Source organism: Tabrizicola sp., from assembly GCF_016792905.1.
Taxonomy (GTDB): Bacteria; Pseudomonadota; Alphaproteobacteria; order Rhodobacterales; family Rhodobacteraceae; genus Tabrizicola.
In genome coordinates this window covers 36,073-48,790 of record NZ_JAEULP010000058.1, presented here as the reverse complement: position 1 = coordinate 48,790, position 12,718 = coordinate 36,073, and the positions used below count along the sequence as shown (strand labels likewise).

10 protein-coding genes are annotated in these 12,718 nt (G+C 66.1%); 5 read left to right on the top strand and 5 right to left on the bottom strand.

Annotated features, from left to right (window positions below; genetic code table 11):
- The first annotated feature begins 101 nt into the window (after positions 1–101).
- Positions 102–1,253: a DNA-processing protein DprA gene (gene dprA, locus JNL31_RS12490; RefSeq protein ID WP_294973686.1), complete on the top strand. Its 1,152-nt coding sequence runs from the start codon at positions 102–104 to the stop codon at positions 1,251–1,253.
- Between the two features lie 351 nt (positions 1,254–1,604).
- Complete coding sequence (topA, locus tag JNL31_RS12485) at positions 1,605–4,199, top strand: type I DNA topoisomerase (protein ID WP_294973684.1); 2,595 nt, start codon at positions 1,605–1,607, stop codon at positions 4,197–4,199.
- A gap of 208 nt (positions 4,200–4,407) precedes the next feature.
- Here topA and choV read toward each other — a convergent pair whose 3' ends face one another.
- From choV to choX, 3 genes are all read right to left on the bottom strand, one after another.
- The gene (choV, locus tag JNL31_RS12480; protein ID WP_294973682.1) at positions 4,408–5,439 is read right to left on the bottom strand and encodes a choline ABC transporter ATP-binding protein; all 1,032 of its coding nucleotides are present in this window, start codon (positions 5,437–5,439) and stop codon (positions 4,408–4,410) included.
- Positions 5,436–6,266: a choline ABC transporter permease subunit gene (choW, locus tag JNL31_RS12475; RefSeq protein WP_294973680.1), complete on the bottom strand. Its 831-nt coding sequence runs from the start codon at positions 6,264–6,266 to the stop codon at positions 5,436–5,438. The genes choV and choW overlap by 4 nt, the downstream gene beginning before the upstream one ends.
- 82 nt (positions 6,267–6,348) lie before the next feature.
- Complete coding sequence (gene choX / locus JNL31_RS12470) at positions 6,349–7,284, bottom strand: choline ABC transporter substrate-binding protein (protein WP_294973678.1); 936 nt, start codon at positions 7,282–7,284, stop codon at positions 6,349–6,351.
- 87 nt (positions 7,285–7,371) lie between these two features.
- On the opposite strand from choX, the gene betI reads away from it, so the two are divergent.
- The 3 genes from betI (at position 7,372) to JNL31_RS12455 (ending at position 9,945) form a co-directional block, all read left to right on the top strand.
- A complete protein-coding gene (betI, locus tag JNL31_RS12465; RefSeq protein WP_294973676.1) occupies positions 7,372–7,953 on the top strand; it encodes a transcriptional regulator BetI in 582 nt (193 codons plus the stop codon).
- 3 nt (positions 7,954–7,956) lie between these two features.
- A complete protein-coding gene (gene betA / locus JNL31_RS12460; protein ID WP_294973675.1) occupies positions 7,957–9,606 on the top strand; it encodes a choline dehydrogenase in 1,650 nt (549 codons plus the stop codon).
- Positions 9,607–9,708: 102 nt separating this feature from the next.
- Entirely contained in the window at positions 9,709–9,945 is a 237-nt protein-coding gene (locus JNL31_RS12455) for a DUF465 domain-containing protein (RefSeq protein ID WP_294973673.1), read from the top strand.
- 73 nt (positions 9,946–10,018) lie between these two features.
- Here the strand turns inward: JNL31_RS12455 and JNL31_RS12450 are convergent, their stop codons facing one another.
- Both JNL31_RS12450 and JNL31_RS12445 read right to left on the bottom strand, forming a co-directional pair.
- A complete protein-coding gene (locus JNL31_RS12450) occupies positions 10,019–11,413 on the bottom strand; it encodes a short-chain fatty acyl-CoA regulator family protein (protein WP_294973671.1) in 1,395 nt (464 codons plus the stop codon).
- 61 nt (positions 11,414–11,474) lie between these two features.
- Positions 11,475–12,683 (bottom strand): multidrug effflux MFS transporter, encoded by a 1,209-nt coding sequence (locus JNL31_RS12445; protein ID WP_294973669.1) that lies wholly within the window; start codon positions 12,681–12,683, stop codon positions 11,475–11,477.
- Positions 12,684–12,718 lie beyond the last annotated feature (35 nt).

Below are 12,718 nucleotides of genomic sequence, written 5' to 3'. Positions count from 1 at the left end.
TCTGCGCCGGGTTCAATCCTTCCCTCGGGGATCAACCGGATTAAGCAGTCGTTAACCTTGGCAGGTGCAGGCTGCGACCAGCGAACGAGGCGAGGTCCATCATGCCGGACGGGCAGCTTTCCACCCCATCCCACCCCACATCCCGGACAGAGGATGACCGTTTCGACCGGCTCCGCCTGATCCGGTCCCGCAGGGTGGGCGCTGTCACCTTCCACCGGCTTCTGGCCGAACACGGCTCGGCTCGCGCGGCACTTGCGGCCTTGCCCGCCATTGCCAGGGCTGCCGGGGTGGAGGAGTATGAGGCCTGCCCTGTCGGCGTCGTCCAGGCCGAACTGAGCCAGGGCAAGGCCCTCGGTGCCTGCCTGCTTTTGCATGGTGGGCCCGCCTATCCGCAGGCCCTGATGGAAATCCCCGATGCGCCCCCGGTGCTTTGGGCACTGGGCGACATCTCCCTCCTCAACCGCCCCGCCGTGGGCATGGTCGGCGCCCGCAACGCCTCCTCCCTCGGCGTCCGCATGGCCCGCCGCCTGGGCCTTGGCCTCTCCGAGGCTGGCTTCACCGTGGTCTCCGGCCTTGCCCGCGGCATCGACACCGCCGCACATGAAGCTGCGCTGGAAGCCGAAGGCCGCACGGTCGCCGTGATGGCAGGCGGGATCGACGTGATCTATCCGCCTGAGAATGCCGCCCTTGCGGCAGCCCTCGACGCCACGGGCTGCCGAATCAGCGAACACCCCCCCGGACTTGAACCGCAGGCCCGCCACTTCCCCCTGCGCAACCGCATCGTCGCCGGTCTGTCGCGCGCTGTCATCGTGGTCGAGGCGGCGGCGAAATCCGGCAGCCTGATCACCGCGAAGGCCGCGCTCGACTATGGTCGCGACGTGATGGCCGTCCCAGGCCACCCCTTCGACGCCCGCGCCTCGGGCTGCAACATGCTGATCCGCGACGGCGCGCTTCTGGTGCGCGGGCCGCAGGATGTGCTGGAGGCTCTCGGCGCGCCCGGTGCTGCCCAGACCGAACCCGAGATGCGCCTTCCCCCGCTGCCCGGCCCCACTGCCCCCCAGCGCCCGCTGAAGGATGTGGCGCTTCTCCATTCCATGATCCTGAACCGCCTTGGTCCCAGCCCCCTCGCCGAAGACCAACTGATGCGCGACCTGAACGTCACGTCCGCCCAGCTTGCCCCTGAACTCCTGACGCTGGAGCTTGACGGCCGCATCTCCCGCCAGCCCGGCGGCCTTCTGGCGCGGGTATCGTAGGGTGGGTGCCAACCCACCATCCCCGGCCAGCCCCGATTCGCGGCGAATGGTTAACGACTGCCGTTCCGTACGCGCGTAGAGACGGAAGGAAGACGGAGTAAAGACGCAGGGAAGATGCCAGGAAGGCACCCCTATTTTACAGATTAACTTAGCGTCCCCAACGACTTGCGGCGTCGCACCTGCTATCTCTCGTCCCGTTGCGCAGATAGGTGTTCACCTCTCCGAAACCATGACCGCGCCGACCTCCCCTTCCTGCGCCGCAAAGACGCTACACTTACCCCCCGGTTGACAACCGCCGCCCATCCCCCACATGTTGCCGCGCCATTTCCAGGGCCGGGAGTTTCAGGAAACATGCCAGTCGTCGTCGTCGAATCCCCCGCCAAGGCCAAGACAATCAACAAGTATCTCGGCCCCGACTTCACGGTCCTCGCCTCCTACGGCCATGTCCGTGACCTGCCCGCCAAGGACGGCTCGGTCGACCCCGAGCATGGATTCGACATGCTTTGGGAAGTCGCGCCCGAATCGAAGAAACACGTCCGTGCCATCGCCGAGGCGCTGAAATCCGACGACACGCTGATTCTCGCCACCGACCCTGATCGTGAGGGCGAGGCGATCAGCTGGCATCTGAAGGAAGCCCTGCAAAGCTCTCTGAAAAAAGGGAAAAACGTCGCCCGCGTCACCTTCAACGCCATCACGAAAGACGCCGTGACCAAGGCGATGAAGGAACCCCGCGACATCGACACGCCCTTGGTCGAAGCCTATCTCGCCCGCCGCGCGCTCGACTATCTCGTCGGCTTCACCCTCTCCCCCGTCCTGTGGCGCAAACTCCCCGGCGCGAAGTCGGCGGGCCGCGTCCAGTCCGTCTGCCTCCGCCTGATCGTCGAGCGGGAAATGGAGATCGAGGCCTTCAAGGCCCAGGAATACTGGACCGTGAAAGCCGTCTTCCGCACCCCCCGCGGGCAGGAGTTCGAGGCCGGGATGGTCACGCTCGGCGGCAAGAAGCTGACCAAGTTCGACATCCCCACCGCCACGGCCGCTGAACTGGCGGTGCAGGCCGCGAAGTCGCGCGATTTCAAGGTGATGGCGGTCGAATCGAAGCCCGCGACCCGCAACCCCTGGCCGCCCTTCATGACCTCGACCCTCCAGCAGGAGGCCTCCCGCAAATACGGCATGGGCGCAAAACAATGCATGAACGCCGCGCAACGCCTGTATGAGGCGGGGCATATTACCTATATGCGAACCGACGGCATCGACATGGCCCCCGAAGCGGTGATGGCCGCCCGCGACGAGATCAGGCGTCGCTTCGGGGCGGACTACGTCCCGGATTCTCCCCGCATGTACAAGAACAAGGCCAAGAATGCTCAGGAAGCACATGAATGCATCCGGCCGACCGACATGGGCCTTGGGCCGGAGAAAATCCGGGTCGAGGACGACCAGCGCAAGCTTTACGACCTGATCTGGAAGCGCACCATCGCGTCCCAGATGTCTGCCGCCCGGCTGGAGCGGACGGCGGTCGACCTCGCCTCGCCCGACGGGCAGGTGGCGTTCCGCGCCAATGGTCAGGTGGTCCTGTTCGACGGCTATCTCAAGGTCTACGACCAAGGCCGTGATGACGAGGACGAGGACGAAGGCCGCCTGCCGCAGGTGATGCAGGGCGAAGCGGTGGACAAGGGTGCGATCACCCCCGACCAGCATTTCACCCAACCCCCGCCGCGCTATACCGAGGCGACGCTGGTCAAGCGGATGGAGGAACTGGGGATCGGGCGCCCGTCGACCTATGCCAGCGTCCTGACCACGATCGTCGACCGCGAATATGTGCGGAAGGACAAGAACCGGCTGTTCCCGGAAGACAAGGGGCGGCTGGTCACGGCCTTCCTGTCGAACTTCTTCCACCGCTATGTCGAGTATGATTTCACCGCCGACCTGGAGACCGAGCTTGACGATGTCTCGGCCGGCGACCGCGACTACAAGGACGTGCTGGCACGGTTCTGGCGCGACTTCTCTGCCGCGATCGCCGAGACGGCGGACCTGCGGATCGGGGAAGTGCTGGGAAAAATCGACGATTTCCTCGCCCCGCATCTTTACCCGCCCCGCGCCGATGGCGGCGACCCGCGCGTCTGCCCGACCTGCGGAACCGGGCGGCTGCACCTGAAGACGGCGCGGTCCGGCGGGGCGTTCATCGGCTGTGGCAACTATCCCGAGTGCCGGTATACGAGGCCGCTGGCCGGGGATGCGGAAAGCGTTGCTTCCGATGGGCGGATTCTGGGGCAGGACGAACAGGGTAACGAGATCAGTCTGCGGGCAGGTCGTTTCGGGCCCTATGTCCAGCGGGGTGAGGCCAGCGAAGCCAACCCGAAGCCCGACCGGGCCAGCCTGCCAAAGGGCTGGTCGCCGGATGGGTTGACGCTGGAGCGGGCGCTGGCCTTGCTGTCGCTGCCGCGCGAGGTTGGCAAGCACCCGGCGGATGGCGTGCTGGTCGAGGCGGGGATCGGGCGGTTCGGACCCTATGTGAAGCACGGGGCGGTCTATGCCAACATTCCGGAGGTGGAGGAGGTCTTCACCATCGGGATGAACCGGGCGGTCGAGGTGCTGGCCCAGAAAGCCCAGCGGGGCGCGGGGCGGGCAGCGCCTGCCGGGCCCCTAAAGGTGCTGGGGGCGCATCCGGACGGGGGCGAGGTCCAGGTGATGCCGGGCCGCTACGGGCCCTATGTGAAATGGGAAAAGGTGAACGCGACCCTGCCGAAGGGGGTGGAGCCGGAGGCGGTCACGCTGGAGGAGGCGCTGGTCCTGATCGCCGAGAAGGCGGGGAAATCCGGGGGCAGGAAGAAGGCGGCTCCGAAGAAGGCGGCGGCCAAGCCTGCGGCGAAGAAGGCTCCGGCGAAGAAGGCCGCGCCGAAGAAAGCGGCCGTGAAGAAAGGCACCGCGAAGAAGAGCGCGGCGGAATGAGTGTCCACCGTGGACAGAATTTTCGAGGCAATAAAATCAATGGGTTGCGCGTGGGCATTAGGGGTTTTTTAAGACCTTGACCGCACCTGTCGCGCCCCCATGACCGGGGAGGCGAGGGATGGATGGGATCCGCGCCGATCCAATCGGGGCCAAATCTTTTCGAAAAGATTTGTCAAAAGTTTTCGAAAACTTTTGGTTCCCGGCCCCGTCAGCCCCGCGGGTTGATCAGCTTGGCCATCAGGCTCGCCGTCCGCACCATGCCAAGGTTGCGACCGTTGTCCGTCACCACCAGTTCGGCCACGCCCTGCGACATCAGGTCCATGATGTCCTTGACCGGCGTTTCCGCAGGCAGTTCGCGTGCGGCGGCGGAGGCCGTACCCGGCTCCATCACGTCGCGCGCGGTCAGCACGCCAAGCGGGTTCATGTGGGCCACGAAATCGGCCACATAGTCCGAAACCGGATTGGCGATGATCTCGCGCGCGGTGCCGCACTGGACGATCCGGCCCCCCTCCATCAGCGCGATCCGGTTGCCGATCTTGAACGCCTCGTCGAGGTCATGGCTGACGAAGACGATGGTGCGCTTGAGCTTCCTTTGCAGATCCAGAAGCTCGTCCTGCAGCTTGGTGCGGATCAGCGGGTCGAGGGCCGAGAAGGGTTCGTCCATCAGAAGGATCGGCGCTTCGGTCGCGAAGGCGCGGGCCAGGCCCACACGCTGCTGCATCCCCCCCGACAGCTCGCCCACCTTGCGCTCCGCCCATTGCGTGAGGTTCACCAGCTCCAGCTGGGCATCGACCTTGGGCTTGCGCGCCTCGGGCGACTGGCCCGCAAGTTCCAGTCCCAGCCCGACGTTTTCGCGCACCGTCCGCCAGGGAAAAAGGCCGAATTGTTGGAAGACCATCGCCACGCGGGTCGCGCGCAGGCGGCGGAGCGTCTCCGGGTTCGCCTTGGTGACAGAGGCCATCTTGTCGCCGTCGAGAATCTGGACCTCGCCCCGGACCACCGGGTTCAAGGCATTGACGCCGCGCAGGAGCGTGGACTTGCCCGAGCCGGACAGCCCCATGAGAACAAGGATTTCCCCCTCGTCCACCGTCAGGCTGCAATCATGCACGCCCAGGACCTGACCGCAGGCCTGCTGCACCTCGGCGCGGGTCTTGCCCTGGTCCATCAGGGGCAGGGCGCGCTCGGGGGCGTCACCGAAGACGATGGAGACACGGTCGAAGATGACGGCAGGACGGCTCATTTCGTGACCCTCAGCATGCGGTCGAGCGCAATGGCGACGACGACGATGACAAAGCCGGATTCAAAGCCCTTGGCGGCGTCGACATTGGCGAGCGCCCGCATCACCGGGTTCCCCAGGCCCTTGGCGCCGACCATCGAGGCGATCACCACCATCGAGAGCGACAGCATGATCGTCTGGGTCAGCCCGGCCATGATCTGCGGGCGCGCCCAGGGCAGTTCGACTTTCCAGAGCCGCTGGCTTGGCGTCGCGCCAAAGGCGGTGGCGGCTTCAAGCAGCGCGGTGGGCGTCGACACGACGCCCAGATGTGTGAGGCGGATGGGCGCGGGCAGGACGAAGATCACCGTGGCGATCAGGCCGGGGACCAGGCCGGTGCCGAAGAAGACGATGGCCGGGATCAGGTAGACGAAGGTGGGCAACGTCTGCATCAGGTCAAGGATCGGGCTGATCGCGGCGTAAAGCTTGGGCCGGTGGGCGGCGGCGATGCCGATCGGGATGCCGAGGCCCAGGCAGACTACGCAGGAGGCCAGGATCAGCGTGAGGCTTTCGGTGGTTTCCTTCCAGTAGCCCTGGTTGATCACGAACAGCCAGCCAAGCGCGATGCCGAGGCAGACCTTCCAGTTCCGTTGCAGATACCAGGTCAGGGCCACGAACAGCGCCACGATCAGCAGCGCGGGCGGGGCCTGCAACAACCAGAGGATGCCGCCGATCAGGGATTCCAGAATCAGGGAAATCCCGTCGAAGATCACGGTCAGGTGGGCCTTCATCCAGTCGAAGACCATATCCGAGTATTTGCCAACCGGAATCTTCCAGGCTGTCAGCCAGTCCATCGTGACGTCTCTCCCCAGGCGCTGTGGACAAATTCAGGCAGAATGCAGCCCCGGCGGATGCGTCCGCCGGGGCTGTCCGGTCTTACTTCAGTGCGGCTTCGACCGCAGCGACGGCATCGCCACCGTCCTTGGTGGTCACGCCGTCAAGCCAGGGCTTCCAGGCATCGGGATGCGCTGCAAGCCAGGTCTTGGCGGCCTCGGCCGGATCGGTGCCGTCGTTCAGGATCGCGCCCATGATCTCGTTCTCCATCGGCAGCGAGAAGACGAGGTTCGTGAGCAGCTTGCCCTGGTTCGGGCATTCCGCGACATAGCCCGCGCGGGTGTTGGTCAGCACGGTCGCCCCGCCGAAGTTCGGACCGAAGAAATCGTCGCCGCCGGTGAGATAGGTCATCTTGTAGTTGGCGTTCATAGGGTGGGGTTCCCAGCCGAGGAAGACGATGGCCTTGCCTTCGTTGTCGGCGCGGGTGACTTCGGCCAGCATCCCCTGTTCCGAGGATTCGACCAGTTCGACGCCAGCGGTCTTCATCCCGAAGGCATCCTTGTCGATCATGTCGAGGATCAGCTTGTTGCCGTCGTTCCCGGCCTCGATCCCGAAGACCTTGTTGTCAAGGTCGGCGGCATGGGTGGCGATGTCGGCAAAGTCCTTGATCCCAAGCTCGGCGCCCTTGGCGTTGGTGGCCAGCGTGTACTTGGCGCCTTCGAGGTTCGGGCGCAGCGAGTCGACGGTCTTGGCTTCCAGGTAGGGGGCGATGTTCGATTCCATCGTCGGCATCCAGTTGCCGAGGAAGACGTCGACATCACCCGAGGCCATGGCTTCGTAGGTCACCGGCACGGCGAGCATCTGGGTCTCGGTCTCGTAGCCCAGGGCCTGGAGGACAAGCGACGTAGCCGCCGTGGTGGCGGTGATGTCGGTCCAGCCGACGTCGGAGAAGACGATCTTGTCGCAGCCTTCGGCGAAGGCCGACCCGGCAAGCGCGAAGGTGACAGCGGTGGTCAGAAGGGTGGAACGGATGGACATGGTTACTCCCTGGCGTTTTTTGTTGATTGACGAGTCAATAAACTTCGCTCTTATTCGGTTTGGCAAGTATTTTTTGGGGCCGCACCGATGCCGAAGCTTGGAATGGAGCCTATCCGCAAGGCCGCGTTGGTAAAAGCCACGATCGTCGAGATCGGCCGGGCGGGGTCGCTGGACGTGACGGTCAGCCAGATCGCCAAGCGGGCCGGGATGTCGCCGGCGCTGGCGCATCACTATTTCGGGTCCAAGGAAGAGATGTTCCTGGCGGCAATGCGCCATATTCTCACGCTTTACGGGGCGGAAGTGCGGGGCGCGCTGGCGGCGGCCGAGGGGGCGGAGGGGCGAATCCGGGCGATTCTGCGGGCGTCGTTTTCCCCCGGAAACTTCCGGCGCGAGGCGGTGGGGGCCTGGCTGAACTTCTGGGTGCTGGCGCAGACGGTGCCCGAGGCGAAGCGGCTTCTGGCGGTGTATCAGGGGCGGCTGCGGTCGAACCTGACGGCGGCTTTGCGCCCCCTGGCGGGGGCACGGGCGCCGGGGATCGCCGAATCGCTCGGGGCGATGATCGACGGGCTGTACCTGCGCGAGGTGCTGAAATCGGGCGCGCCCGACGGGGCGGCGGCGGTGGCGCTGGCCTTGCGGCATCTGGACGCCGAACTGGCGCGGGAGGTCTGAGGGATGCACGCGGATTATGTGATCGTCGGCGCCGGGTCGGCGGGCTGCGCGATGGCCTACCGGCTGGCCGAGGCGGGGCGGCGGGTGACGGTGATCGAGCATGGCGGCTCGGACGCGGGGCCGTTCATCCAGATGCCCGGGGCCTTGAGTTACCCGATGAACATGGGGATCTACGACTGGGGCTTTGCGACCGAGCCGGAGCCGCATCTGGGGGGCCGGGTGCTGGCGACGCCGCGGGGCAAGGTGATCGGCGGGTCGTCGAGCATCAACGGGATGGTCTATGTCCGGGGCCATGCGCGGGACTATGACACCTGGGCCGAGATGGGGGCGGATGGCTGGTCCTATGCCGATGTGTTGCCCTATTTCCGGCGGATGGAGCATTCGCATGGCGGGTCGGGGCCGGAGTTCCGGGGTTCGGACGGGCCGCTGCACATCACCCGGGGGCCGCGCGACAACCCGCTGTTCAACGCCTTCATCGAAGCGGGAGAGCAGGCGGGTTATCCGGTCACGGCGGACTACAACGGTCGCCAGCAAGAGGGCTTCGGCCCGATGGAGGCGACGATCTGGAAGAGCCGACGCTGGTCGGCGGCGAATGCCTATCTGAAACCGGCGATGGCGGGGGGCAACGTGCAGGTGGTGCGCGGCCTCGCCCGGCGCGTGGTGATGGAGGGCAAACGCGCGGTCGGCGTCGAGGTCGACACGCGGTCGGGGCGCGAGGTGATCCGGGCGGGCAGGGAGGTGATCCTGGCGGCCTCGTCGATCAACTCGCCCAAACTGCTGATGCTGTCCGGGATCGGTCCCGCCGCACATCTGAAGGACCACGGGATCGAAGTGGTCGCGGATCGGCCGGGGGTGGGGGCGAACCTGCAGGACCATCTGGAAATCTACATGCAGTTCGCGGCCAGCCAGCCGGTGACGCTGTTCAAGTACTGGAACCTCTGGGGCAAGGCCTGGGTGGGGGCGCAGTGGCTGTTCACCGGCACCGGGCCGGGTGCCTCGAACCAGTTCGAGGCCTGCGCCTTCATCCGCTCGAAGGCCGGGGTGGAATACCCCGACATCCAGTATCATTTCCTGCCGATCGCCGTGCGCTATGACGGCAAGGCCGTGGCGGCGGGCCATGGCTTCCAGGCCCATGTCGGGCCGATGCGGTCGAAATCGCGCGGCTCGGTCACGCTGCGGTCGGGCAACCCCACGGACGCGCCGGTCATCCGCTTCAACTACATGTCGGACCCTTCGGACTGGGAGGATTTCCGCGCCTGCATCCGCCTGACCCGCGAAATCTTCGGGCAGGAGGCGTTCAAGCCCTATCTCAAGGAAGAATTGCAGCCAGGGCCGAGGGTGCAGACCGACATCCAGCTGGACGATTTCCTGCGCGAGCATGTCGAAAGCGCCTATCACCCCTGTGGCACGGCGCGGATGGGGCGGGCGTCGGACCCGATGGCGGTGGTCGACCCGGAATGCCGGGTGATCGGGGTCGAGGGGTTGCGGGTGGCCGACAGCTCGATCTTCCCGCAGGTCACGAACGGCAACCTGAACGGGCCGTCGATCATGACCGGTGAGAAGGCGGCGGATCACATCCTGGGCCGCACGCCCCTGCCGGCCTCGAACCTGGAGCCGTGGATCAACCCCAACTGGCGGACGGCGCAACGGTAGGTCCGCGCCGGAAGCGGTTTTCGATCAAGTGCTTGATCAGGGTCAAGGCTCCGGTCAGGCAAAGCTTCTAGACTGTGTGGGACAGTCAAGAAGGAGACAGGCATGTCGAACACCCCGCACACCCTGCATGAAGAATTCCCGGCCGATGCGCAGAAGATCAGCGCCCTGAAGGTTTCTGACGCGCATTTCGCGAAGCTTTTGACCGAGTATGACGTGGTCAACGACAAGGTGCATCGGGCGGAAACGCGGCTGGATCTTCTGTCCGAGGTGGAAGAGGAAACCCTGCGCAAGCAGCGGTCGCGGCTGAAGGACCAGATCGCGTCGGCGTTGCGGAAATAGGGGCGGCTCGTCGTTCGTCTTCGACTCCTCCTCGCGGGGTACCTCCGAGGAGGACCGAACGGAACGACGAGGGTCAGCCGATCTCGTAAGGCAGCACGTCGCGGGCGTTGGGGTTGATCTTGAGGCGCCCCTCCAGCGGCGGGACGGATCGCTGGTGGCAATTCACCCGCTCGCAGATCCGGCAGGAAATCCCGATGGGCTCGAACCGGCCTTTCAGGTCGAGCCCATCAGAATAGACCAGTTGCGGGGCGTGCTGCACCTCGCACCCCAGGCCGATGGCATAGCGGCGGACCGGGGCAAGGAAGGCCCCGGCAGGTTTCGACACGTCGCGGGCCAGGCAGAGGTAGCGCACGCCGTCCGGCGTCTCGCAGAGCTGTCGCAGGAATTGCCCCGGCGTTTCAAAGGCCTGGTGGACGTTCCACAGGGGGCAGGCGCCGCCGAAGCGGGCGAATTGCAGGCGGGTGGAGGAATGGCGCTTGGTGATCGTGCCCGCCTGGTCGACGCGGACGAAGAAGAACGGAATGCCCTTGGCGCCGGGTCTTTGCATCGTGGAGAGCCGGTGGCCGACCTGTTCGATCGAGGCGCCGAAGATGTCGGCCAGGCGCTCCAGATCGTGCCGCACCTCCTGTGCGGCGGTCAGGAAAGCGCGGTAGGGCAAAAGGGCGGCCCCGGCGAAGTAGTTCGCCAGCCCGATCTTGGCGATGTCGCGGGCCTCGGGCGTGGAGAAGCGGGCGAGGTCGAGCGTGGCTTCCAGGAGGTCGTTCTGGGTCAGGAGCGCGACCTGATGCAGAAGCTGGAAGCGCTGCGAGGGGCCGGAGGCGCGGGCGGAGATGTCCAGCCGTTTCGCGGCGGGATCGTAGTGGCGCAAGGGTGCCGTGCTGGAATAGTGCAGGCTTATCCCCGCCCGTTTCAGCAGGTCCTGTGCCAGCGCCTCGATGGGTTTGCCGCTGGTGGCCGAGGTCGCGAAATGCTCGGCGGCGCGGTCGATGGCGTCGAGGTAGTTGTCGCAGTAGTGGAAGAAGTCGCGGACCTCCTCCCAGGCGGAGGGGCGAAGCGAGGCGTCTTCGCGCCCGAGAGCTTCGTCCAGTGAGGCAAGGCGTTCGTGGGTCTGGCGGTAGGCGCGGTGCAGGTCAAGGAAGGCGCGGGCCAAAGCCGGTGCGTTGGAGGCGGCAAGGCGGAGGTCGGCCAAGGGGGGCGTGGCGGTGGTGAAGACCGGATCGGCCAGCGCCTCGCGCATGTCCGTCACCAGGCGTTCGCTTTCGCCCACCGTCAGTTCGGTGACGTCGAGGCCGAATTCCTGCGCCAGCGCCAGCACGACCGCCGCCGACACGGGCCGGTGGTTGTTCTCCATCTGGTTCAGGTAGGGCAGCGAGACCGACAGCTTGTCGGCGAAGACCTTCTGCGTCAGCGCCAGCCGTCCGCGGATTTCCCGCAGTTTGACCCCGGCATAGAGTTTCTGGGTGGCCATGTGCGTCCCCTGTTTGCAAAGCCAGCTTTCGCTTTGCAAAGCCCGGCCGTCAACTGCGCTGTCAGGCGATGCCGATCTGCCGGGCGCGGCGGATGACGAAGAGGATGGCCACGACCGAGGCGACCGAGGACGCGAGCATCAGGAGGATCAGCGGCATCTCCGTCGAGCCGGGGCCGAGGAGGACGCCCGCGAAGGCGGCGAGCGCGGCGCCGCCGCCGATCAGGATGGCTCCACCAAGGCCCGAGGCGGTGCCGGCAAGGTCGGGGCGGACGGAGAGCATCCCGGCATTGGCGTTCGGCAGGCAGATGCCATTGCCAAGGCCCATGAAGATCGTGAGGCCGAAGAAGACGGTCGGGCCGGAGAGGCCGAGAAGCGTGAGGAGCGCCAGAAGTGCCATGCCGAGGGTGGTGACGACGCAGCCCGTGAGGATCATGCGGTTCATGCCGATGCGGATCGAGTAGCGCCCGGCGAAGAAGTTGCCCGCGGCATAGCCGATGGCGGTCAGCGCGAAGAGGGCTCCGACATGGGTGGAGGAGAGACCGAAGATCTTGTCGCCGACGTAAGGAGCCCCGCCGAGATAGGCGAAGAAGCAGCCCGAGGCGAAGGCGGCGGAGAGCGTGTAGCCCCAGAACCGGCGCGAGGCGAAAAGCGCGGGGTAGGTGCGGACCTGATCGGCCAGGGAAACGCGGCGGAGGGTGGCGGTCTCGCCAAGGTCGGCCCAGACGAGGGCGAGGGTGGCCGCCCCGAGGATGAGGAGGAGGGCGAAGTTGGCCTTCCAGCCGTAGAGGTCGTCCAGGACGCCACCGATCACCGGGCCGATCATCGGAACAAGGCTCATCCCCATGGTGACATAGCCGATCATGCTGGCGGCCCGTTCGTCGGCCACCATATCGCGGACGACGGCTCGCGAAAGGACCATCCCGGCGGCGATCACCGCCTGGGCCATGCGGAAGATCAGGAACCAGGTGGCGGTGGGGGCGAGGAGCGTGCCGATGGTGGCGAGAAGGAACAGGATGAGGGCGCCGAGCAGCACCTTGCGGCGGCCGTAGCGGTCGGAGATCGGGCCGATGAGGATCTGGAGCGCCGCCGACAGTGCAAGATACAGGGCCACCGATTGCTGCATCACCCCGTAGGGCACGTTGTACCAGACCGCCATGCCGGGCAGCGAGGGCAGGAAGATGTTCATCGTCAGGGCAGACAGCCCCGCCATCAGGATCAGCGTGACGATCTTCGGCGGCGTGGTCCGGTCGAGGAAGCGGGGCTCTTGCATCCGGACAGGGCTAACCGCGGGTGGCGGGATTGTCT